The organism is Sulfurimonas sp. (assembly GCF_014859695.1).
GTDB lineage: Bacteria > Campylobacterota > Campylobacteria > Campylobacterales > Sulfurimonadaceae > Sulfurimonas.
The window spans coordinates 1-23,091 of the sequence record NZ_JACUTS010000010.1 but is presented as its reverse complement, the minus strand read 5'-3'; the positions used below and the strand labels follow the sequence as shown (position 1 = coordinate 23,091).

The following is a 23,091-nucleotide window of genomic DNA, read 5'->3' as shown; positions in this document are numbered from 1 at the left end:
CCCTCAGAGTTCTTCCACCTCTTATTTCCTAAGATTCAGCGGCATTTCAATCTCTCAGACGCTTAAAATATCAACAAACTCATTGCCCTCTAACGCAGCTATTAGTTTGCTGTCCACTCTTATAGCCGAGTCTATTATGACGTTTTGAAGTTTTGAGATTATGGTAATTTTTAGCTCTCTGTTTCCCGGGTTTTGACGTACAAGTGTGTATAAATCTTCCAGAACTCTCATGTCACTGTCTAGTCTTATGGCTAGATTTATAGGCTCTTGCGGCATCTCACGTACCTCTTTTTTCGTCTTCTGAGTCTCTTTTTTCGCCTCTTTTAGCGTCATAAGTTTACTTACGCCTATTCTTGTAAACATATCGGTGTGGGTAATTTTTGCTTTTATGGCTATTGGCTCGTTTAGGTTCATTTCTTGGAGTTGTTCAACCTTGTCAGAAAATAGCATCACCTCTATATTTCCGTGAAAATCCATAAGGCTTACTATGCCGAACTGGTTTCCTTTTTTGGATGTTTTTTTGGTTATCTCTTCGACTTTTCCTATGAAAATAGCGTATGAGCCATCTTTTACCCCCTCAACCTCAGAGGAGAGCGTATACTCAAGCTCATCTATCTTTTCTCTGTACTCATCAAGCGGATGTCCTGAGACGTAAAAGCCCAAGGTCTCCTTCTCAAACTCTAAAATCTCTTTAAGCTCGTACTCGGGCGAATTTGTAAGTTTTAGCTCAACACTTGTTATCTCACTATCGTCTCCAAATAGGCTTCCGATGGCATTTTTTCTTGCCATTGAAGCATCTTTTGCGGTATCTACAATCTTCTCAATCTGCTCAAGCAGTGCCTTTCTTGAAAAGCCGAACCTGTCAAAACCGCCCGCTTTTATAATAGACTCTACGACTCTTTTGTTGACCTTTGAAGGCTCGATTTTGTTTACGAAATCTTGAAGCGATGTAAAATTACCGCTCTCTTTTCTAGTTTCAAGTATCGATAAAACTGCCGCTTCTCCGACCCCCTTGATGGCACCAAGACCAAAAAGTACAATCTCTCTTTCATCCTTTGTGATAGCGGAAAACTCCAGCTGTGAATCACAGATGTCAGGAGGAGAGAGCTCAATGCCCATTCTCTTTGTCTCATCAATATAGCGCACGACTTTGTCGGTGTTGTCCTTATCGGAAGTTAGAAGTGCCGCCATAAACTCGTTTGGATAATATGTCTTTAGCCATGCGGTTTGAAAGGTTATCATTGCATAAGCCGCAGAGTGCGATTTGTTAAAACCATATCCCGCAAATTTCTCGATTAGGTCAAAGAGTTTAGAAGCTTCCGCGTAGTCTAGACCCTGTTTTTGCGCACCTCTTGCAAACTCGTCGTTATAGACGGACATATCTTTTTTCTTACCCATAGAACGACGGATAATGTCTGAGTAGCCTAGAGAAAAACCGCCGACTGTTTGAACTATCTGCATAACCTGCTCTTGATAAACGATGACTCCGTAAGTGTTTTTAAGTATAGGTTCCATACTATCAAAAGTGTACTCTATCTTCTCGCGTCCATGCTTTCTCTCAATAAAACTCTCAAGCATTCCAGACTCCATCGGTCCCGGACGGTAGAGCGCCAAAACCGCAATAAGATCTTCAAAGCTGTCAGGTTTTAGACGCTTGTTCAAATCCTGCATACCGGAACTCTCTATCTGGAACATTCCCACCGTATTTCCGCCGCGAATCACGTCGTAAACTTTCGGGTCGTTTTCATCTATCTCATGCCAGATGACCTCTTTGTTATAGCGGAATTTTATAAGCTTTATCGCATTGTCGATTACATCAAGTGTTTTCAGACCCAAGAAGTCGAACTTAATCAGGTCAACGTCCTCAAGGTAGTTAAGAGAGTATTGTGTGACAAAAACATCCTCGCCTGAGGGCTTATAGATAGGTGTTTTTTTCCAAAGCTCCTCATTTGAAATAACCACGCCAGCGGCATGTATGCCAGAGTTACGCTTTAAGCCTTCAAGTTTTTTTGCAAACTCCCAAACTCTTGCGGCATTTGCATCGCCATCTATAAGCTCTTTTAACTTTGGCTCTTTTTGAAAAGCTCCCGCTATAAACTCTCCATTTTTGCTCTTTCCGTTGAGCGTGATTCCAAGCTCATCGGGAACAAGTTTCGCCATTTTGTCGGCTTGAGATAGCGGCATGTCAAGAACGCGCGCAACATCGCGGATAACCCCTTTTGCCAGAAGTGAGCCGAAAGTAATAATCTGCGCAACCTGATTTCGTCCGTACTTTTGAACAACATAATCAATTACTTCTCCGCGGCGAGCCTGCATAAAGTCCATATCAATATCGGGCATACTCACACGCTCAGGATTCAAAAATCTCTCAAAAAGAAGGTCATACTTCATAGGGTCAATGTCGGTAATCTTAAGCGAATAAGCAACAAGACTTCCAGCCGCACTTCCCCGTCCAGGTCCCACAGCGATCCCCATCTCTTTGGCAACTTTAACAAAATCCCAAACGATTAGCATGTAGCCAGGAAACTTCATGGAGTTGATTACGTTCATCTCAAATTTCAGCCTGTCTCTATACTCCTCATGTTTCTCCTGCGGCACATGTTTTAGTCGCTCTATAAGTCCGAGTTCACAGCGATATATAAAATACTCCCCATCATTTTTATCAGCCGCGCTCTTCCATGCTCGTTTTTCATCTTTTGTGGCATCTTCGGCTAAAGGAGCGTCATCTTCATAATCTATCTCCAGTCCGTCGTTTTTCGAGTACTCTTTAGTAAATTTAAAGTTAGGAGGAATCGGGTCGCCTAGTTTTAGCTCTAGGTTACACTTATCCACAATCTCTTGCGTATGCGTTATTGCCTCGGGTATATCTGCAAAAAGTCTTGCCATCTGCTGGGGAGATTTCAGGTAAAACTCATGTACAGAGTGGCGCATTCGGTTTGGGTCATCGTAGAGTTTATTCATCCCGATACACATAAACGCCTCATGGTACTGCGCATCGCCGGGGAATGTGTAGTGAGTGTCATTTGTAGCCACCACTTTTATATCGAGCTCTTTTGAGAGCCTGAGCACCTGCTCGTCGATGAAGAGCTGATCGCCTATGCCGTGGCGCATAAGTTCAAGGTAAAAATCATCTCCAAAAATCTCTTTATACTCCAGCGCTACAGCTTTTGCGCCCTCATACCCTAAAGCACCGTTTTTTAAATTTTTCTCGTTTGCCGTATTTAGATGCCAGTTTACTTCGCCTTGAAGGCATGCACTTGTACAGACCAACCCCTCACTATGTTCACGAAGCTCTTGTTTGTTTATACGCGGGAAGTAGTAAAAGCCGTCTATAAAGGCTTTTGATGAGAGATACATAAGGTTTTCATAACCCTTTTGATCTTTTGCAAAAAGACAGATGTGAAAACGCTGTTTTGTGCTCTTGTCATCAAGCGTCTCACCGTTATGAATGTAACCCTCCATCCCGATGATGGGCTTTATCCCCGCACCTCTCATCTGCTGGTAAAAATCAATAGCGCCGAACATATTGCCGTGGTCCGTCATAGCAACGGATGTCATGCCAAGCTTTTTAACCTGCGATACTAAATTTGTAAGTTTATTTGCACCGTCTAGAAGTGAGTATTCGGTATGAAGATGTAAGTGGGTAAATGGTTGTGCGCTCATATAAATTTGCCTATAATTTTTAAATTTATTATAGTAAATTTGACTTAATTTTTAGTTATAAAACTTTTTTACTCTCTGTTGTTTGCATCTCGGACTTCATTTTTTTTCGCTGTTTCTACGATAAAATTTTTTAATTCATTATATTTTTTGCCATACTCTTGACTCTTAAAATATTTATGCGAACTTTTGCGGATTCTCTCTTTAGAGTTTACATATTTTTCTTCCGTTTTTAGATGAATATCTGAGAGCTCTACTCCATTGGCATCAAGTATTTTTTCCCACTCAAGAGAGCTGTGTTTCTCAACAAAAATTCTACTGCTTAAGTGACATACTCTGCACTCTTTCAAATAGACCAACTGCCCCTTAAACGTAGATGCCGCATCTAACAAAAGAGGAGATAAAAAGAGAAAGCCAACCAATAAATAAGATATCTTTGCACCCAAAATACTCTTTTTTTTGATATGCATGATTCTCCTTTGAATTGTCTACAAGGACTATTTAACTTTTTCTAAGTATTCGCACTCTACGGTATTTACTCTGATTGTATCACCCTCTAAAACATGGTAAGGAACCTGAACAATAGCACCGGTTTCTAGCGTAGCAGGTTTTTTACTTCCGCTTGAAGTGTCGCCCTTGAAGTTTGGCGGTGTATCGGTAATAACAAGCTCCATTACTTCAGGAGCAGTCACAGAGATAGCTTTATTTTTATAGAAGATAATATCGACGTTTATACCGTCTTTAAACCACTTTGACGCGTCATCGCACTGCTCATAGCTAAGACCCAACTGCTCGTAAGTTTCATTATCCATAAACTGATACTGCTCGCCATCATCATAAAGATACTGCATAGTTTTGTACGTTATCTCAGGAATTTCAAACTTATCGCCAGCATGAACAGTTTTATCGACAACCTTGGAATTTAAAAAACTCTTAACCTTCATGCGCACAAACGCTGCACCTTTACCCGGCTTAACATGTTGAAACTCTACCACTCTATATGGAACTTCGCCAATAATGAGACGAACACCTTTTTTAATATCACTCATACTTACAGTTGCCATTAAAACACCTTGAAAAATTTTTAAGTGATTTTATCCTAAGTGGACTTAATTTCTTTTGTTATAATGTCGAAAAATCTCTACGCTTTAGGAACTTACAATCTATGGAATTTACTTTAGAAGCCACCTCAAAAAACGCCCGCGCATGCACGATTAAAACTGCTCACTCAACCATTAAAACACCTGTTTTTATGCCCGTTGGAACCGTTGGAAGCGTAAAATCTCTTGACATGCAAGATGTGTTAGAGCTGCTGGGTGCAGAGATTATTTTGGCAAATACCTACCACATGTATCTTCGTCCCGGAGATGAGACGGTTGCTAAGATGGGCAAGCTTCACGGCTTTACGACCTACCCTAAAAGCTTTTTAACGGACAGCGGAGGTTTTCAGGCGTTTAGTCTTAGCGACATCTCCAAAGCTTCGCAAAACGGTATAGAGTTTAGAAGCCATATAGACGGAAGCAAACACTTTTTTACGCCCAAAAAAGTTATAGACATTCAGCACAATCTAGGTTCTGACATTATGATGATTTTGGATGATTTGGTGGCACTTCCCGCAACTCAGGAGCGCATCGCTCTTAGCATTGAGAGAACGACTGCATGGGCAAAAGAGTCCGTTGAGTACTTCAGAGAAAAGCAAAAAGAGGGTGTAGGCTTGGAGCAAAATATCTTTGCCATTATCCAAGGAGGAACGGACAACGCATTTAGAACTAAGAGTGCGACTGAACTTTGCGAGATGGATTTTGACGGTTTTGCCATAGGAGGGCTTAGCGTCGGCGAGGCAAATCAGGATATGTACGATACGGTTGAACACACCGTGCAGTATATGCCCAAAGACAAACCAAGGTACCTTATGGGCGTTGGAACTCCCGAAGACCTCATAGAAAACATTGAGCGCGGCATCGACATGTTCGACTGCGTCATGCCAACTAGAAATGCAAGAAACGGAACGCTTTTTACCTCATTTGGAAGGCTGAACATTAAAGGTGCGGCGTACAAAGAGGATACTTTAGCGCTTGATCCAGAGTGCGAGTGTCTTACATGCAAAAGATATAGCAGAGCTTACCTCAACCATCTCTTCCGTGCTCGTGAGATAACATACTTCAGACTTGGAACTATTCATAATCTTCACTACTACCTCAACCTTATGAGAGAGGCACGAGAGGCTATTTTGGCGGATAGATTTAGTGAATTTAAAACGGAGTTTTACGCAAAAAGAGGTCAGTAAAAGCGTCACTGCAAGGCTTAAAAAGCCCTGGCAGTCTTAGAGGTTGTGCTCATTTTTATATTTCATAAGAATAGCATACGCCTCATCTTTCAACAGCAGCTTCTCTTTTTTAAGAGTCTCTAGCTCTTTGTCGGTTAATATAACTTCACTCTTTTCAGCTTTAACAATCTTGTCGTCAAGCTCATTATGCTTGTTGAAAATTCTTAAAAAGTGGGCATTCTCAGCGCCTGTCTCTTTCATGTGTGTAATAATATCTCTGTATTCATGTAGCATTTTGTTTCCTTAATTTTTTTGGAATTCTACCACATTGTCAGTTAAAAATCTTTTCAAAATTAGTGTCAGCCGAATAGGTGGCTGACACATTAGCTACTGACCTGTAAAATTGGCACCGGTCATTTCACCGTATTGATTTACAAAAACATAGAGCTTCTGTCGCTCCATATTTGACTCTTTTTGGTTTTTAAAAGTAACTGCCCATTCAGGCGCTGATTGATAAGTTTGCTTTTTAATGGTGTCAATAGGGACATTCTCCCAGCTCTTATCAAGCTTTCCATTAAGTGTATAGTTTTTAACTGCTCTTATAGCAATCTCTTTTGCTTTTGCCTCACTAATCTTTTCCTGAGAGTGACTATGACCATGGTCATGTCCTGCACCTGCATAAAGCGGATTTACTCCGAATGCTAAAATAGCTGCAACTGCAACCTTTGTAATAATTTTTTTCACTTTGTTCTCCTTCTTATAATGAACCGTGCGTATATTGTTTTGACTCTTCTGCCTTCATATCAAGATGAATATGCGTGTGAGCGTCTTTGTTAAAGCCGAACTCCTCTTCGTTTGTGGTATGCAAATAGCCATGTAGCTGCATAAGCAACAGCATGAAACCTGCAAATATAAGAAGATGGTTGGCAACCTTGCTGTGCTGCATAAATGACTCTTTTTTGCGCCAAAGCATTAGAATGAAAAGCATTGGTATGAGGGCAATGATTTGTCCAAATTCAACACCGATATTGAATGAAACAATTCTCAACAACATATCTAGGCTCTCTTCTCCAAGAGGAAGCTGTTGCAGACGCGTTGAGAGTCCAAAACCGTGGATAAGCCCAAATAGGAATACAACCCATAAGAGGTTTGGAGACTTTACATGCAGGTAATTTTGGAAGCCTTTGTTGTTGTCAAATGCTTTATAGATAACGCTGATTGCTATTACGGCGTCGATCAAATAGTAGTTAGCGTTAACTCCCACAAAAGTTGCCAGAATCAACGTGATACTGTGTCCCAATGTAAATACGGAGACGAATTTAACAATATCTTTTAGTGTGTTTAAAAAAAATACCACACCAAACAAAAATAGCAGGTGATCATACCCGCTAAGCATATGGGTAGCGCCAAGCCAAATATATTTAAGGTTTCCCCCATCAAGCATTGCATGTTTGTCTGCAGCTGAAATACCGTGCGCAAAAGCCATGGTACTCAGCAGAAGCAATGCACTTAAAATTAAAAGTGTTTTCATAGATCTCCTTTTGAAAAATTGTAAGTATTTAAAGTGATGATAGTTTAGAGAAGGCTAGACGATGGGAGGACGAAACAGTTCTTTGGATATAGAGTAGTTGTATTGCTCAGTAAAGTAAAAATTATCTTCTTTTATATAAAAGAGTGGTTCTATCTGAATGCTCTCGGATATATAGAAATCAATAGAATTTACTTTATGGTTATGCCCGTGCGTGTGCTCTAAGCTGTTATGAGTATGTTGGTGCTTATGGAGAGAACAAGAATTGTTATGAGAATCGCCTTTTATAAAAACATTAGCTGTTGCGAACAGGTTAGCACCGAAGATAGAAAGAGTAATTAAAATGATAATTATTTGTCGCTTCATCGCTCTCCATTTTTTGTTTAATTTTTAATTATATCAGCCCGATGTTAACATACGCAAAGAGAAGCTAGAATGTAGCTTTTACTTCGCCATACAGTTCTTCGCCGCAATACAAAGAGAGTTTGTCCTCCATGACAGAGACACTTTGTGGATTAAACAACATCGCATTTGCTCTCTTGCCAACCTTTATCTCCCCTGCACTCTCTCCTATCGCCTTTGATGGATTTTTCACGCAGAGCCTTACAAGTTCCTGCATAGATATAATGCCGCTCTTTACAAGTTTTGTGTAGTAAACACTCATGGCATTTTTAAGCCCTTCACACCCATAAGCAGCATCATAAAAAGCAACCTCTTTGTTTAGGGGAGAGCTTGGCTGATGCAGAGTAGTTAGAATGTCTATCTGCCCCGCTTTGAGAGCATCTTGCAGCAGTTTTAAATCATCTTTTGAAGATAACGGTGGATTTAGCTTTGCCGTGGTGTTGAAGTTTTTACATGCCTCATCGGAGTTGCTGAGATGATGGATGGAGACCTCGCATGTGACATCTACGCCATCCTGCTTTGCTTTGTTTATAAGGTAGATTGAACGAGGCGAAGCAATTGACTTAAAAAGTATTTTGATTTTAAAGTGTCTTGCTATCTCTATCATACGCGAGACATGCAGAACTTCGCTCAAGTCAGGTATGCCTGCAAGCCCAAACCTGGAGCTGACATCACCCTCTAGCATTACGCCGCTAGATATAAGAGAGTTGTCCTCTGCTTTACAAAAGAGCGTAACCCCGTACATCTGGCAATACTGTGCAATCTTAATGGCAACATCATTTTTAGCGATGGTGCTCATGTATGGCGCAACGGCTCCGCGCTTTAACAAAATGGCAATATTACTAAGAGTGTTATCCTCTTTTAGCGTATTTAACATCAAGTCAACTTTTGCACCCCCAAGCTCATGCAACCCGTTTTGTGCAAACTCCAAAACTATCTCGTTGTCTATTGCGGGAGCGGAGTCGGGATTTAGCACTACATGCCCTACTCCTGCTTGAAGCGCCTCATCCGAGAGTGCTTTTATGTTTTTTGCATTTAAAGAGGAGTCTTGTACCCTTACGTTTGTATCTACCAAAAGAGGCATAAAGTAAAAACCGCTTGCATCCAGAGTCTCGCTACATGAGAGTCCCTCTGCTATCTCCGTTACCACACCGTCTTCTATGCGGAGGTCTGTTACTCTCTCACCGTGTATATCGCAAAGTATCGCATTTTTTACTACCATCTTACTCAACCTTTAATCTAGTGAGGAAATTGTAGTCGATTCTGCCTTATAAATAAGATTAATTTCATAACCTTTTAATCAATTTAGGTTATACTAATCGACACGAATATTTGAAAAAAGAAGGCAGGCTAGTTGGGATTCTCTTTAGGTTCAATTAAATTTTTCATCATCGTTCTCTTTGTATCCCTCTACTCTTCAGTCTATATAGTTACTACAAACGATAAAGATAGACGCCTTGAACTTCTCTTAAATCAAGAGGTTGATAATCTGGCTCACAGCTACAAAGTCACAACCGATAGATACAGTGTTATCTCTAAAATCATAAATCAAGAGGTTTTTAACAGCAATAGAATTTTAGAGCTGTTTTACAATGCCAAAAACACAAAAGATGAAGATGAGCGGGACATGTTTCGTTCAATGCTCTACTTTGAGCTGCTTCCGCACTTTAACAACCTAAAAGAGATAGGCGTAAACATTGTTAATTTTGCTTTTGAAGACAACAGTTCATTTTTAAGAGTGCATAAAAGGGATATCTACGGCGATGACCTCTCCTTGGTACGCTACTCCATTGTACATACAAACAAGACAAAAGAGCCTATAGGCGGCTTTGAAGGAGGAAAAGGTACACACGCTTTTAGAAATGTTTTTCCTCTTTTTTATAACAGTCTCTATTTGGGAGTTGCCGAAATCTCTTTCTCTCCTCAGAGTATGCAAGATGCCATGCTCGACCTTCATAGCACGCATACCAATTTTATAGTCAAAAAAGAGATTTTCAGTACCGTAGAGTACTACGATGATTTTAACTCAAACTATATGCAAAGTCTGGAGCATGAAGATTTTCTCTCTTTAAACACCAACGCAAAGAGAAAAAGAAGTTTTCCCACAAACATCCTCCTAAATCAAAACCTAAAAGATGAGATAGCAAAAAACATAAATATAGATAACTCATTTTCTCTCTACGCGCATCACTTAAACGACTCATACATCATATCTTTTTTGCCTATTAAAAATATTGAAAATCACAAGACAATGGCGTATCTTGTCTCATACACAAAAAGCAAATATCTTCACGATATGACAAACGAATATTTAATGGTAAATGCCATGGCATTTTTTGGATTTATGATTTTGCTTACAGTCGCCTACTTCAATATAAAACAGCGTATAAACCTTGAAAACATAGTCAAAGAGCGAACAAAAGAGCTAGAGGAGAAGAAGACGATAGCACAAAACGCGACCAAGGCAAAGTCACAGTTTTTAGCCAATATGTCGCATGAGATAAGAACTCCAATGAACGGTATCATAGGGATAAGCCACCTGCTTCTAAAGACTAACCTCGACGAGAAGCAGAAAAACTATCTTCTTAAGATAGATGACTCTGCAAAATCGCTTCTAGGCATAATAAACGACATTTTGGATTTCTCAAAGATTGAAGCTGGGAAGATGAAGATAGAAAATATAGAGTTTAATCTTAAAAAAACCGTTAGCTACGTTGTAGAGTCTATGAAATATATAGTTGAAGATAAAAATATAAAAATTAACCTAAAATACGAAGAGAGTCTAAAAGATTATTTTTATGGGGACAGCCTAAGAATTTCTCAGGTGCTAACCAATCTTTTAAGCAATGCCATTAAATTTACCGATAAAAATGGAAATATATATATAATCATTACAAAAACAGATGATTCAAAAATTAAATTTGAAATCAAAGACACAGGCATCGGTTTAAGTCAAACCGAACAAAAAAAGCTATTTAAACTTTTTTCGCAAGCAGATAGCAGCACTACGAGAAAATATGGAGGAACAGGTCTTGGTCTTGCAATCTCAAAACAGCTTGTAGAGCTAATGGGCGGTACGATTTGGGTTGAGAGCAAAGAGAAAGTCGGAAGCTCTTTTATTTTTGAAATAAAACTCCAAGAGACAGAATCCGTAAAAGAGAAAAAAGAGAGAAAAACAATAGAGTTTAGCAAGGAGTTCATAGATGCAAAAAGAGTACTTATCGTTGAGGACAACATAACGAACCAACTTGTTCTCTCTGGACTTCTTGAAGAGTTCGTTGAAGATATAGATATTGCAAAAAACGGCAAAGAGGCAGTTGAAATGTTTGAAAAAGGTAAGTATGAACTTATCTTTATGGACTTACAGATGCCTGTTATGGACGGATACGAAGCAACTAAAATCATTAGGGACATGGACAGCGACGTTCCAATCATTGCACTGAGTGCAAATGCAATGAGTGAAGAGGTAAAGAAGACAAAAGCCGCAGGAATGAACGAACATCTTATTAAACCAATAGATTTGGAAAAACTTTATGAGACTTTACGCAAATATATTAACTGACCTTACGCACTTTTGTAAAAAAGTTTGTAGAACACCTTGTAATTCTCGAAAAAGATACTTTTTCGTAGCTTTAGGGGGTTGTAGGGACATTTGTCCCTGCCACTAAAATGGACGCGTTCGTTTTAGTGCGTAACATCAAATATTAACTCAAAAGGGAGAGAGTGTTGAAAATAGTCTTTTTATCTTTAATTGCACTTCTTCTAAGTGCCCAGAGTGCTTACGAGAGTGGAAAAAAACTCTATATCAAAAATGGCTGTTACAGCTGTCATGGGATGAAACTAGAGGGTCTTCATGAGTATCCCTATCTTGCAAATCGCGCAAAAGGATACATGTCGTACAAATTAAAAAGATTTCGCTCAAAACTCTCCGACAATCAGCAGCAAGAGATGATGATACCTTTTGCAGTGGGTCTTAGCGATGAGGATATACAAAATTTAACAACCTACATGTATGAGTATGTAGAAGAAACAAACAAAGAGAGATATGATGACAGTTATAAAACACATGGAGACGGCGGATCATGAAGATATTAGTTAGCGCACTTGAACACTCGGCAAACGTTCACCTCAAATCTCTCAAAAAAGAGTTAAACGAGACGACAGAGTTTATCGGCATATTTGATAAAGAGTTAGGAGAGAGCATCATTGATTTGAGAAGTTTAGCAATCATGGGCTTTGTAGATGCCATCAAGAAGTTGCGCTTTTTTTTAAAACTAAACAACGATATGTTGAAACTCGCACATGACGCCGATAAAGTTCTGCTGATTGACTCCTCAGGATTCAATCTCCCGCTTGCCAAAAAAATCAGAAAAAAGTACCCAGACAAAGAGATTATCTACTATATTTTGCCGCAGGCTTGGGCATGGAAGAAAAAACGAATCCCTGTCTTAGAAAAGACGATAGACCATCTCGCCTCCATACTCCCTTTTGAAAAGGAGTACTACTCCAAAGATGCGCCTATCGAGTATGTCGGGCATCCCCTTTTGGATCAGATAACGGAGTTTAAAAAGAGTTTAAACAACGAAGTAAAAAACATCGTCTTTATGCCCGGAAGCCGAAAAGGCGAGATAAGCAAACTTATGCCCATCTTTAGAGAAGTTCAAAAAGAGCTTGAAGTGCAAGCAACGATTATTGTGCCAAAACACTTCTCTAAAGAAGATATAAAAGAAGTTTATGGTAGCCTTTCAGGTTTTAAAACGGCTCACGATGCGCACAAAACACTTCTTGAAGCGGACTTTGCATTTATTTGCAGCGGTACGGCAACCTTGGAGGCATCGCTCATCGGGATACCTTTTGTGTTGACATATATTGCAAAACCCCTTGATTACTTTATTGCAAGCAGACTTGTAAAACTGGAGTATATAGGATTGGCAAATATAATGTACAACAAGTTTAAAAACAGGGCACTGCATCCGGAGTTTATACAAGAAGATGTAACTGCCAAAAACCTGATTCAAGCATATCGCGAATATGACAGAAGCAGGTTTTTAAGCGACTCAAAAGCACTAAGAGCGTACCTAAAACATGGCAGTTCAAAAAGAGTAGCAACAATAATAGAGGACAGAGATGAAAATTAATTTTATAGATTTACAAGCGCAGTACCAAGAGTATAAACAAGAGATTGACAAAGAGGTTTTAGAGGTTTTTGCTTCAGCGCAATTTATAGGCGGAGAGAAGTTAAACTCACTAGAGAGAAATCTTGCGGCATATACGGGTGCAAAACATGCCATAGGGTGCAGCAGCGGAACGGATGCTCTTTTGTTAGCGCTTATGGCGCTTGGCGTGGGAGCCGGCGATGAAGTAATCACCACTCCTTTTACCTTTATATCCACGGCTGAAGTTATTGCCCTTTTGGGTGCAAAAAGTGTCTTTGTCGACATAGACGAGCAGAGCTACAACATAGACCCTGCAAAAATAGAGTCACATATAACTGAAAGAACAAAAGCGATTATGCCCGTCTCACTTTACGGACAGTGCGCAGACATGGACGCAATCAACGAGATAGCCGCAAAATATGAGATTCCCGTTATTGAAGATGCATGTCAGAGTTTCGGCGCAACATATAACGGCAAAAAATCATGTAATCTCTCAACCATAGGATGTACAAGCTTCTTCCCTTCAAAACCGCTAGGCGCTTACGGTGACGGCGGAGCAATTTTCACAAATGACGATGAACTTGCAGCAAAGATGAGAATGCTTTTAAATCACGGTCAAAACGAGAGATACAAGCACAAATACATCGGTATAAACGGTCGCCTTGACGCCGTTCAAGCGGCTATTTTAGATGTTAAACTAAAGCATTTTGACGAAGAAGTTAGACTCAGAGAAGAAATTGGCTCAAGATACAGCGATTTGCTTGAAGATGCAGACGTTATCACGCCAAAAATAGCAGATGGCGGCACAAGCGTATATGCGCAATACTCAATAAGAGTAAAAGATAGAGAAGAGATGATTGCAAAACTATCCGCCGCAGGCGTTCCAACCGCCGTTCACTATCCAGTTCCGCTTCATATGCAAGAGGCATTTAAAGATTTAGGCTACGGCGAGGGTGATTTTCCTATAAGCGAGCTTGTCTCGAAAGAGATAATGTCACTTCCGATGAGTGCGTTTCTAAGCGAAGCGGAACAAGATTTTGTAGTTCACGCAATTAAGGACTGAAAATTGAAAAAAATCGCAATTCTCGGGCTTGGCGCAATGGGCAAAAACCACTACAACACGCTCAAAAAGATAGATGGAGTAGAGATTGTCGGACTCTGTGATATTGTAAAAAACGGCGAGTTCGCGGAGCCTTTTTTTTACGATTTGGAGACTATGCTTGATGAAGTTAGACCTGAAGCAGTTATTATCGTAACGCCTACTTTCCTGCATAAAGATGCCGCTCTTAAGTGTGCCGCGCGCAAAATAGATATATTTATAGAAAAACCTGCCGCTTCAAGTGTAAAAGATGCAAAAGAGATACTTGCGTCCGTAGAGGCAAACGCAATCAAGAGCTGTGTTGGACATATTGAGAGATACAATCCGGTCGTAAAATCTCTTATCAACGAGATAAAAGAGCATGAGATTTTATCCATCTCAATCACGCGCAGCGGCTCTTTTCCGGAGCGTATAGCCGATGTGGGGATACTCACAGACCTCTCGGTTCATGACAGCGATTTGATACGCTTTATAACAAAAAGAGATATTATAAAAAGTGCGGTTTTTAAGTCTCAAAAGATTCATAAGACGCATGAAGACAATGCCATACTCGCATTTGAGCTAGAGGGTCAGATTATCGGCGATATCTCTACAAACTGGCTTACTCCTTACAGAAAAAGAACTATCTCTCTAGCATGTAGAGTAGATGAGCAGAGCAAGATAAAATATTTTGAAGCAGATCTTATCTCTCAAACTCTCACGGAGCGCATCAACATAAATCCTTCTTCACACATAACTAAAAACTGCTTTGTAAACAGAAGCAACGCACTGCATGATGAACTCGAGGCATTTATAAACTACTTGCAAACGGGCGATAGCGGTTCACTGGCAACCGTACACGACAGCATAATCACTCTAGAGATCGCGAGCAAATAATGGCAGAAAAAAAAGCAAATATCCACCCCTCGGTTGTCATAGAAAAGGGTGCGAAAATAGCTCCAGATGTTAAAATAGGTCCCTTTTGCTTTATAGGCAGAGATGTAGAGCTAAAAGCAGGATGTACACTAGAGTCAAATGTCATACTAAAAGGCTCCCTTAGAGTTGAACTAAATGTAAAAATATTTAGCTTTGCTGTTATGGGGCGCGAAGATTCAGAGATAGTTATAGGCGAGAAAACGCATATAAGAGAGTTTACTCAAATCGGCGCACAAGAGAGCCAAAATGGCGAAAACAAAAAAATCATCATCGGTGCCAACAACTTTCTTATGGGGTACGTTCAAATTCTCGGCGGTGTAGAGTTAGGCGATTTCTGTATCATAACAAATGCGGTCAGGCTTTATGAGAATGTCAAGTGCGAGGAGAATGTCATCATCGGCGGTCTTAGCACGGTTGAAGCAAACAACACCATAGGAACGGGAGTTATGATAGGCGGCGCATCTGTAGTAACTTCGGATATTCCACCGTTTATGCTGGTTGAGGGCAACAAGGCGACCATAAAAGGACTAAACGTAATCGGTCTTAGAAGAAGGTTAGAGAACAAAGGCGACATAGAAGAGATAAAAGCGGTCTTCAAAAAGATTCTAGGCGACGGTGCAGACAAAATCTTAGCGCAAGAGATAGCAGACACAAACCCAAACGAGCTTATCAAAAGGCTAGCCTCTTTTGTCGCTTCAAGCAATCTTTAGCAAAGGGATTGTTTCAAAACAACTCCTCATTTTTTTCATCATATACGCAATTCACTATCTCACCGGTTATAACAAGCTCAATCACACATAGCATGCAAAAGCGCATGCTATATTTTTGCTAACTTTGTAGTTTTGTTCTTACTATTTTTACTGCTTCAACCATGTTTTTAAGTGAGGGTTTTACCTCCTCCCATTTTCTTGTTTTTAGCCCACAATCGGGGTTTATCCAAAGTTGCTCTTTTGGCAGCACCTCAAGCAGAAGCTCTATCTGTTTTACAATCTCCTCTACACTGGGGATTCTTGGGCTATGTATGTCATAAACTCCCGGTCCTACCTCTTTTGTATAGCCCACTTTTTTAAAGATTTTCAGTAGTTCATTGCCGCTTCTTGCCGTCTCTATGGAGATAACATCTGCGTCCATATCCTCAATGGTGTTTATGATGTCATTAAACTCGCTATAGCACATGTGCGTGTGGATTTGTGTCTCTTTTTTTGCACTGCTCACAGCGATTTTAAAGTCTCTCACTGCCCACGCTTCATACGCTTTTATCTTCGTACTTCTTAGTGGGTAACCCTCTTTAAATGCCGCTTCATCGACCTGTATGATTTTTATGCTGGCATTTTGCAAGTCGTCTATCTCATCACTTAATGCCACGGCTATCTGCTTTGAAACATCTCCTCTTGGCATATCGTCTCTTACAAATGACCAGTTAAGTATAGTCACGGGTCCCGTTAACATCCCTTTCATGATGCGGCTTGTTCTGCTTTGCGCATAAGTTATCCAATCAACCGTCATTGGTTTTGGTCTGCTTATGTCTCCGTAGATAAATGGCGGTTTTACACATCTGCTTCCGTAACTCTGCACCCATCCGTTTTGGCTGAATCCATACCCGCTAAGCTGCTCACCGAAATACTCAACCATATCGTTTCTCTCAGGTTCGCCATGGACTAAAATCTCCAAACCGCACTCCTCTTGAAATGCCACGCACTCGTCTATGTACTTTTTTATCTCTTTTTCATAACTCTCTTTTGAGATATGAGCGGCTTTGAAATCGCTTCTTGCCTTTCGCAACTCCGGAGTTTGCGGAAACGAGCCTATAGTTGTCGTTATCAAATCTTTATAACCTAAAATCTCTCTTTGAAGTTTTAGTCTCTCTTTTGTATCGCCCTCTCTTTGGAGTTTAGTATGCTTCTTTATCCTCTCTTGTACAGTTCTATCATGGATAAGAGGCGAATTTTTTCTGCTTTGGTTTGCTTTTATGTTCTTTTGCAGCGCCTCTTTTTCTCTCTCATCCAAACTGCCTTTGCCGTCAAAAAAGAGTTTTGAGAGAAGCGAGATTTCATCCAACTTTTCAAGCGCAAAACTTAACCACTCTTTTATATCATGACTCATCTTCTCTTCATGCTTAAGAGTAAAAGGAGTGTGAAGAAGCGAGCATGACGAACTTATCAAGATATTCTCTTTTTTCACTACTTTTGATATATTTTCTAAAAGTGTTAGCGTTTTTACGATATCACATCTCCATATATTTCTGCCGTCAACTACTCCCGCTAAAAGTTTTTTACCGCTAGGGGCGATAATATCAAGCGAATTAAGATTTTCTTCTCCATGTAAAAAGTCAAGCCCCAATGCCCAGATTGGCGTATTCACAAGCACTTTTGTCGCTTCGTTTGAGTGTTCAAAATATGTAACGACTGCAATTTTTATATTTGATGTAACACTTGCAAGAGTGTCATAAGTCGGTTTTATAAGACTGAGAACTTTTGTATCCAACTCTTTTACAAAAATCGGCTCATCTATCTGCACAATTACTTCATCATCAAGAGTGCTTATGGCTTTTAAAAGCTCTTCATAAATAGGCACTATTTTGCTCCAAAGTTCATAAACATCGCCACGGTCGACTCTTTTGCTAAGCCCCAGATATGTAATTGGTCCGATGATATTTATCTTTGTTTTTATGCCCAGTTTTTTTGCTTCTTTATACTCCTCTATAATTTTTGAAGCATTAAGTGAGTAGTTGTCCTCCAAACTTAGTTCTGGAACTATGTAGTGGTAGTTTGTGTTAAACCACTTTGTCATCTCCATAGCCACGCTTGAAGCATCGCCTCTTGCCATTGCAAAGTACAACTCCTCATCTTTTAGTTCTTTAAATCTTTTTGGAATTGCACCTAACATGACAGAGGTGTCAAGCATATTGTCATAGAGTGAAAAATCATTTGAACTTATAAACTCAATTCCCGCATCCCTTTGATACTCCCAGTGTCTTTTTTTTAGCTCAAGTGCTACTTTTAGAACATCATCAAATGAGCATTTTTTTGCCCAAAACTCCTCTAAAACTCTTTTTAATTCCCTTTGTTCCCCTATTCTAGGGAATCCTACTATATAATTTTTTGACATGTAAATATCCTTGTATTTTTTTTCATTTTGTATTTTTTGTAATGATTTTGTAAAAAAGGATATTAAAGTGGAGGATGTACGCCTGTGCGTCTAAATGCAAAGTAGGTTGTATAGTAAGGGCATCTAGGGATAAAATGGTTCAACAGAAGAACAAGCCGTATCTTGCGTTTAAAAAAAAGATTGCAGTGACATGGCTTCAAAAAGAGGAGGTGTAATAGTCTTGATTTTGCTATCTCATAAGTATCGCTAAAAAGTTTCAACATCTTCCTCCCTCTTAATTTATTCGGCATTGTACACTTTTTTTTAAATAGTGCTTAAATGCTCTAAAAAATCTTTCGGTCCTATAAAACCTACAATAGTTTTTGACCCTATCACATTTAGCTCTGTATCGAAAAATATAAGTACAGGCGGACCGAACACTCCATACTTTTTACTTAACTCTTTTTGCTCTTGATTATTTTGTGTAATATCTGCTTGAATTAGTACAAACTCTTTCATTTTTGCTTTTACTGCTTCATCTGAGAATGTCTTTTTATCAAGCTCTTTACACACCGCACACCACTCTGCACTAAAATCAAGCATAATTTTTTTGCCTCTGTTTGCTTCTAAAATCTTATCAAGCTCTCTGATTGAGGTTATTTTTTCAAACTTTAAGTGCGAAGATAAAGCGGCATCAGAGGAGATTGAGATAGAAGGCTTTAAAAACTCCAGCGGTTTTGTCATGCTGTTTGAGCCGCCCAGAACTCCTATAAAAAGAGCTACCGAGTAGATAAAAATAATGATTGCTGTACTTTTTCTAAATGTATGCGCATCCTTCTCAAACGCGCCGAAATAGACTGCAAAACCGATTCCCAAAATAGAGTACAGAAGCATTATAAGATACTCATCAAGCACTCTCTCAAGCATCCAAATAGCAACGCCAAGCATCATTACGCCGAATATTGCACTGATCATTGTCATCCATGTACCCGGTTTAGGCATAAACTTACCAGCGCTCACACCAACTAAAATTAGCGGCGCACCCATTCCTATGCTCATGGCAAAAAGTGCCGCACCGCCTAGAAGCGCATCTCCCGTCTGTCCTATATAGACCAAAGCGCCGGCAAGTGGAGCCGCAACACATGGACCCACAATCAGAGCCGATAGAAATCCCATAACCGCAACGCCGATATAACCGCCGCGGTTTGTGTGGTGATTTGAGCTAATCTTGGCAACAAAAGAGTCCGGAAGTTTAAGCTCGTAGAACCCAAACATGCTAAATGCGAGTGCGACAAAAATTGCAGAAAATGTATATATCGCCCAAGGCGCTTGAAGAGCGGCTTGCAGGTTTGAGCCAAACAGACCCGCTAAAACTCCGGCGATTGTGTAAGCAACCGCCATGGCAAGAACGTAAACAAGAGAGAGCATAAACGCTCTTTTTGTCGTTATTCCCTCGCCTTGAGAGATGATAATTCCTGAGATAATTGGAATCATCGGAAAGGTGCATGGAGTGAGTGCAAGAAGAAGCCCAAAACCTAAAAACGAAAGAAGAACAATAGCAATACTCCCCTCTTTAATCGTATCTGCAATAGAATCACTCTCCGAGAGCTCTTTTTTCACTTCGATATTTACTTCAATCTTCTCTTGCCCTTTTTCATCCGCTCCACTCTCCTCTTTACTCGAAACATCGGGAAGTTTTGCACTATCTATATCAAAGGTAAAAGCCTCTGTATATGGCTCATAGCAAAGCCCCTGCTCCGAGCATCCCTGATAGGAGAGTTCAAACTCTACGCTTACTAAACCGCTAACTTCCGCCTCTTTTTCCAAACTTATGATAAATATCGGAGATTCCAAGTAGACCATGTCGCCATGATGCTCTACACTTTTTGGCTTTTTTACATCTTTTATGCGGATACCGTTTTGATTTTTTATCTCAAATTTCAGAGCATCTTCATAAAGATATATATCTTTTGCAATCTCTATGCTCGCCTCTATCTCCATCTTATCGTTTAATTTTGCCGAGGGTTTAAAAGCCTCCTCCGGCATTAAAAATTTAGGCTGCGCACCTAAAAGCAAAATTGATGAGATAAGAAGTAAAAGAAGTTTTTTCATAATATATTTTTCCGATTTTATAATGTGGCAAAATTATAACAAGTTAATGCAAATCATCAATCAAAGCAGGCATATTTCTGTTTTTTAATGAAGTGTACACCCTTTGATAATCTCTTGGCGTGTGGCATTTATGATGGAGAGTATTTTAGTATCGGTAGTTTCGGCCGTATCAATCACTCTAAGAGCCTCCTCTGCCCTGTCGGTATGACATAACAGGTCGGCTAAATTGTTTAGTGCGAGCGGATGAGTTTTGTCAATGAGCAGTATCTCTCTGTATCTCTCTTCGGCGCTGCTAATCTGATTAGTGCTGTAATAGACATTTCCCAGAGCGAAGAGCATAGGAATATCCTGAGGCCAGCGACTTAGTGCGCTTTTATAAGCGACTATTGCCTCATCAACCATTCCAATTTTTTCCAAATCATACGCAGATTGCAGATATTTTTTTGGCGATGCTGAAGAAGGAAGCTCATCAGGAGGAAGAAGAACAACTCCCCAATTACCGCTTCTCTTCCAAATGGCCGCAAATGTCTCAATAGGAACTGCCTCGTTTGGCTCCTCTGAAAAGTGCATCAAAATAGTCTGTGTCTTTGCGTCATATCCACTAACCGGCGCATAGTGCCAAAGCTCATACCATGAGAGACCGCGGTTTACAAGCACAATTACGGGATGATTTGCTTTTAGTTCCATAAAAAGTGCGTCAAAGTTAGGCTCCAGCGGATAGACAAGAAGACCATTAGCTCTTGCCGCAGCAATTAGTTCTATCTGAAGAGTACCGCCCTTTAGCGGGATAAGCGTTCTTTCATCCAGCTCTTTAAGTGAAAGCTTTGGAGTATATGAGCCCTTAGATTGCCAGTAAGAGGAGAGCATCTCTAGGGATGTTGAGCCGCAAAGCTCTGAGCGTGGAGCTACAAAAGGAACATCTATACTGTATGAAGAGACATTGGCATCTTTTGGAAAAGGAGTATTGCGCGCACAGCCTGTTGAAAAAATCAACGAGGCAAGCGCAAGAAGAAGGGCGAAGTTTATCTTCACATTAGTTAGTTATAGGTTTAGTAAAGTTAAAAACTTTTGTTAATCCAAGAATATCCGTAATAAGTAAAACTATAAATACAAAAACAATTGCACCTACTATTGACATACCAACATCCGCACCTGCCGGCAATGTATCAATTTGATTTGCAACTATTGAAGCCTCTTCATCAGTCATTGAAGCAACTCTTGCCTCTACAATTTTTACATCAACCCCAAGCTCTTCAAACTTTTTTGCAACATCTTCACGAGATAAAATACCCGCAAGCTTCTCTTTGGATGAGAGTGTGTCAGACGACCCATAGCCGAGTGCCTCAGTAGAAGCTATTTGGGCAAACGAAACCTGAGCAAACAGTGTTGTGCTTAGAATAAACGATAAAATTAGTTTTGAAATCTTCATGTAATACCTTTTGAACAATTTTTACAAAAAAAACAGACGACAATTTTTAGATGTAGCGTATATTATAATTCCATTAACATTAAACGAAGCTACGGTTTGTTTATAAAATCGCTAAATCTTTTTTTAGCATCTCTTGCATTTTACCTGCGGGCAGAGGTTTTGAGTAGTAGTAGCCTTGGATATTAGTACAACCGTTTTGTATTAAAAAATCTCTCTGTTCTTTAGTCTCTACACCCTCTGCAATTACCTCAAGTTTGAGGCTCTGCGCAAGAGCTATAATGGCTCTTGCAATACCGACATCCTCTTCATTATCAGGAAGCCCGTCCACAAAAGATTTGTCAATCTTTAGTTTGTCAATCGGGAGTCGTTTAAGATATGACAGAGATGAATATCCTGTTCCAAAATCATCAACCGCGAGCTCAATTCCCATTTGGCTTATTTTGTTTAAAATCTCTATTGCGCTTTGCGGGTTTTTCATAATTTCACCCTCCGTAACTTCGAGTTCAAGCCACTCAGCTTTACATTTGCTATCGCTCATAAGTTGCTCTAAGTTCTCTATACAATCACCCTGGTTCAACTGCTTCATGGATAGATTTAGAGCTAAAACTCCCGGATTTAGCCCCATCTTGTACCACTTTGCTATTTGAGTCATAGCAGCTTTCATTACCTTTTGATCAATAGCCAAAATAAGCCCCGTCTCTTGCGCAAGCGGTATAAATTTATCCGGAAAAATCATTCCCACATCGGGATGCTCCCATCTAACCAACGCCTCCATCCCGATAATTTTGTCCGTCTTTCCATCCACTTGAGGCTGAAAATAGACGACAAACTCATCATTGGAGAGCGCTTTTCTAAGGCTTGCTTCCATAACGACTCGCTCAAACGCAAGCTGAGTCATATCAACAGAGTAGTATTGAAAGTTATTCTTCCCCTCTTCTTTGGCTCTAAACATTGCAGCATCAGCATTTTTTAGAAGATGGTCTGCCTCGGCGCCGTCATCAGGAAATATACTGATTCCTATGCTCGAAGTTAAGTAGAGAGTATGGTTGTCAATATAAATAGCTTTAGATATTGAAGAGATTATTTTTTCTGCAATGAGAGAGGCATTTTCTCCCTTATCTAAATCTTGAGCCAATATAGTAAACTCATCTCCGCCTAAACGCGAAATTGTATCTTCCGTGCGCACAACTCTTTGGAGTCTTTTTGAGATAATTTGAAGAACTTTGTCTCCAATAGCATGACCCAATGAGTCGTTTATCTGCTTAAACCTGTCTAAGTCTACAAATAACAGTGCAAACGAGCTTTTTTGCTGTTTTGCTTTTTCGATTGTCTGCTGAAGCCTCTCATTAAACAGAACTCTATTGGCAAGTCCGGTTAATGAATCACTGACCTTACGCACCTTTTAATTTCTGCAATTCTGAATAAGTGATTTGGTTA

Annotated in this window: 21 protein-coding genes; 7 read left to right on the top strand and 14 right to left on the bottom strand. The window is 39.9% G+C overall.

The annotated features are described in order from the left end of the window. Window positions 1-54 precede the first annotated feature (54 nt). From dnaE to efp, 3 genes are all read right to left on the bottom strand, one after another. Window positions 55-3,663: a DNA polymerase III subunit alpha gene (dnaE, locus tag IBX42_RS03535; RefSeq protein WP_294928893.1), complete on the bottom strand. Its 3,609-nt coding sequence runs from the start codon at window positions 3,661-3,663 to the stop codon at window positions 55-57. Between the two features lie 68 nt (window positions 3,664-3,731). Next, window positions 3,732-4,130, bottom strand: coding sequence for a hypothetical protein (locus IBX42_RS03530; RefSeq protein WP_294928889.1), 399 nt, complete (start codon window positions 4,128-4,130; stop codon window positions 3,732-3,734). A 27-nt stretch (window positions 4,131-4,157) separates the two neighbouring features. Then, window positions 4,158-4,724 (bottom strand): elongation factor P, encoded by a 567-nt coding sequence (efp, locus tag IBX42_RS03525; RefSeq protein WP_294928886.1) that lies wholly within the window; start codon window positions 4,722-4,724, stop codon window positions 4,158-4,160. Window positions 4,725-4,825: 101 nt separating this feature from the next. Between efp and tgt the strand changes: the two genes are divergently transcribed. Further along, entirely contained in the window at window positions 4,826-5,947 is a 1,122-nt protein-coding gene (gene tgt / locus IBX42_RS03520) for a tRNA guanosine(34) transglycosylase Tgt (RefSeq protein WP_294928883.1), read from the top strand. 36 nt (window positions 5,948-5,983) lie between these two features. Here tgt and IBX42_RS03515 read toward each other — a convergent pair whose 3' ends face one another. From IBX42_RS03515 to IBX42_RS03495, 5 genes are all read right to left on the bottom strand, one after another. After that, the gene (locus IBX42_RS03515; RefSeq protein ID WP_294928880.1) at window positions 5,984-6,220 is read right to left on the bottom strand and encodes a DUF465 domain-containing protein; all 237 of its coding nucleotides are present in this window, start codon (window positions 6,218-6,220) and stop codon (window positions 5,984-5,986) included. Between the two features lie 93 nt (window positions 6,221-6,313). Beyond that, window positions 6,314-6,670 (bottom strand): DUF6488 family protein, encoded by a 357-nt coding sequence (locus IBX42_RS03510; protein ID WP_294928877.1) that lies wholly within the window; start codon window positions 6,668-6,670, stop codon window positions 6,314-6,316. 13 nt (window positions 6,671-6,683) lie between these two features. Beyond that, window positions 6,684-7,457: a HupE/UreJ family protein gene (locus IBX42_RS03505; protein ID WP_294928874.1), complete on the bottom strand. Its 774-nt coding sequence runs from the start codon at window positions 7,455-7,457 to the stop codon at window positions 6,684-6,686. 54 nt (window positions 7,458-7,511) lie between these two features. Next, window positions 7,512-7,820, bottom strand: a complete 309-nt coding sequence (locus IBX42_RS03500; RefSeq protein ID WP_294928871.1) for a hypothetical protein — start codon at window positions 7,818-7,820, stop codon at window positions 7,512-7,514. A 64-nt stretch (window positions 7,821-7,884) separates the two neighbouring features. Next, window positions 7,885-9,078: an amidohydrolase family protein gene (locus IBX42_RS03495; RefSeq protein ID WP_294928868.1), complete on the bottom strand. Its 1,194-nt coding sequence runs from the start codon at window positions 9,076-9,078 to the stop codon at window positions 7,885-7,887. Between the two features lie 132 nt (window positions 9,079-9,210). Between IBX42_RS03495 and IBX42_RS03490 the strand changes: the two genes are divergently transcribed. From IBX42_RS03490 to IBX42_RS03465, 6 genes are all read left to right on the top strand, one after another. After that, window positions 9,211-11,418 carry an ATP-binding protein gene (locus IBX42_RS03490; RefSeq protein ID WP_294928865.1) on the top strand — a complete coding sequence of 736 codons (2,208 nt, stop codon included), beginning with the start codon at window positions 9,211-9,213 and terminating at the stop codon, window positions 11,416-11,418. A gap of 164 nt (window positions 11,419-11,582) precedes the next feature. After that, window positions 11,583-11,942 carry a c-type cytochrome gene (locus IBX42_RS03485; RefSeq protein ID WP_294928863.1) on the top strand — a complete coding sequence of 120 codons (360 nt, stop codon included), beginning with the start codon at window positions 11,583-11,585 and terminating at the stop codon, window positions 11,940-11,942. After that, window positions 11,939-12,994, top strand: coding sequence for a lipid-A-disaccharide synthase (lpxB, locus tag IBX42_RS03480; RefSeq protein WP_294928861.1), 1,056 nt, complete (start codon window positions 11,939-11,941; stop codon window positions 12,992-12,994). Before IBX42_RS03485 ends, lpxB begins: the two co-directional genes overlap by 4 nt. Next, window positions 12,984-14,075 (top strand): DegT/DnrJ/EryC1/StrS family aminotransferase, encoded by a 1,092-nt coding sequence (locus IBX42_RS03475; RefSeq protein WP_294928858.1) that lies wholly within the window; start codon window positions 12,984-12,986, stop codon window positions 14,073-14,075. Before lpxB ends, IBX42_RS03475 begins: the two co-directional genes overlap by 11 nt. 3 nt (window positions 14,076-14,078) lie before the next feature. Continuing rightward, complete coding sequence (locus IBX42_RS03470; RefSeq protein WP_294928854.1) at window positions 14,079-14,987, top strand: Gfo/Idh/MocA family oxidoreductase; 909 nt, start codon at window positions 14,079-14,081, stop codon at window positions 14,985-14,987. After that, complete coding sequence (locus tag IBX42_RS03465; protein ID WP_294928852.1) at window positions 14,987-15,736, top strand: acyl-ACP--UDP-N- acetylglucosamine O-acyltransferase; 750 nt, start codon at window positions 14,987-14,989, stop codon at window positions 15,734-15,736. The genes IBX42_RS03470 and IBX42_RS03465 overlap by 1 nt, the downstream gene beginning before the upstream one ends. Before the next feature lie 118 nt (window positions 15,737-15,854). On the opposite strand, the gene metE is transcribed toward IBX42_RS03465, so the two are convergent. The 6 genes from metE to IBX42_RS03435 form a co-directional block, all read right to left on the bottom strand. Further along, window positions 15,855-18,134: a 5-methyltetrahydropteroyltriglutamate--homocysteine S-methyltransferase gene (gene metE / locus IBX42_RS03460; protein WP_294928849.1), complete on the bottom strand. Its 2,280-nt coding sequence runs from the start codon at window positions 18,132-18,134 to the stop codon at window positions 15,855-15,857. A 62-nt stretch (window positions 18,135-18,196) separates the two neighbouring features. Further along, window positions 18,197-18,397 (bottom strand): hypothetical protein, encoded by a 201-nt coding sequence (locus IBX42_RS03455; RefSeq protein ID WP_294928846.1) that lies wholly within the window; start codon window positions 18,395-18,397, stop codon window positions 18,197-18,199. A 40-nt stretch (window positions 18,398-18,437) separates the two neighbouring features. Further along, window positions 18,438-20,225: a protein-disulfide reductase DsbD gene (gene dsbD / locus IBX42_RS03450; RefSeq protein WP_294928843.1), complete on the bottom strand. Its 1,788-nt coding sequence runs from the start codon at window positions 20,223-20,225 to the stop codon at window positions 18,438-18,440. A gap of 84 nt (window positions 20,226-20,309) precedes the next feature. After that, a complete protein-coding gene (locus IBX42_RS03445) occupies window positions 20,310-21,257 on the bottom strand; it encodes a PA2778 family cysteine peptidase (protein WP_294928842.1) in 948 nt (315 codons plus the stop codon). 1 nt (window position 21,258) lies between these two features. Beyond that, complete coding sequence (locus tag IBX42_RS03440) at window positions 21,259-21,654, bottom strand: PA2779 family protein (protein ID WP_294928840.1); 396 nt, start codon at window positions 21,652-21,654, stop codon at window positions 21,259-21,261. A 100-nt stretch (window positions 21,655-21,754) separates the two neighbouring features. After that, window positions 21,755-23,053, bottom strand: coding sequence for an EAL domain-containing protein (locus tag IBX42_RS03435; protein WP_294928838.1), 1,299 nt, complete (start codon window positions 23,051-23,053; stop codon window positions 21,755-21,757). Window positions 23,054-23,091: the final 38 nt, after the last annotated feature.

Bases quoted from the DNA above. Each gene is read 5' to 3' on its own strand.
- efp (WP_294928886.1), bottom strand. From the start codon at position 4,724: ATGGCAACTGTAAGTATGAGTGATATTAAAAAAGGTGTTCGTCTCATT.
- dsbD (WP_294928843.1), bottom strand. From the start codon at position 20,225: ATGAAAAAACTTCTTTTACTTCTTATCTCATCAATTTTGCTTTTAGGT.
- IBX42_RS03440 (WP_294928840.1), bottom strand. From the start codon at position 21,654: ATGAAGATTTCAAAACTAATTTTATCGTTTATTCTAAGCACAACACTG.
- IBX42_RS03515 (WP_294928880.1), bottom strand. From the start codon at position 6,220: ATGCTACATGAATACAGAGATATTATTACACACATGAAAGAGACAGGC.
- IBX42_RS03475 (WP_294928858.1), top strand. From the start codon at position 12,984: ATGAAAATTAATTTTATAGATTTACAAGCGCAGTACCAAGAGTATAAA.
- dnaE (WP_294928893.1), bottom strand. From the start codon at position 3,663: ATGAGCGCACAACCATTTACCCACTTACATCTTCATACCGAATACTCA.
- IBX42_RS03530 (WP_294928889.1), bottom strand. From the start codon at position 4,130: ATGCATATCAAAAAAAAGAGTATTTTGGGTGCAAAGATATCTTATTTA.
- IBX42_RS03455 (WP_294928846.1), bottom strand. From the start codon at position 18,397: ATGTTGAAACTTTTTAGCGATACTTATGAGATAGCAAAATCAAGACTA.
- metE (WP_294928849.1), bottom strand. From the start codon at position 18,134: ATGTCAAAAAATTATATAGTAGGATTCCCTAGAATAGGGGAACAAAGG.
- IBX42_RS03500 (WP_294928871.1), bottom strand. From the start codon at position 7,820: ATGAAGCGACAAATAATTATCATTTTAATTACTCTTTCTATCTTCGGT.
- IBX42_RS03495 (WP_294928868.1), bottom strand. From the start codon at position 9,078: ATGGTAGTAAAAAATGCGATACTTTGCGATATACACGGTGAGAGAGTA.
- IBX42_RS03465 (WP_294928852.1), top strand. From the start codon at position 14,987: ATGGCAGAAAAAAAAGCAAATATCCACCCCTCGGTTGTCATAGAAAAG.
- tgt (WP_294928883.1), top strand. From the start codon at position 4,826: ATGGAATTTACTTTAGAAGCCACCTCAAAAAACGCCCGCGCATGCACG.
- IBX42_RS03505 (WP_294928874.1), bottom strand. From the start codon at position 7,457: ATGAAAACACTTTTAATTTTAAGTGCATTGCTTCTGCTGAGTACCATG.
- lpxB (WP_294928861.1), top strand. From the start codon at position 11,939: ATGAAGATATTAGTTAGCGCACTTGAACACTCGGCAAACGTTCACCTC.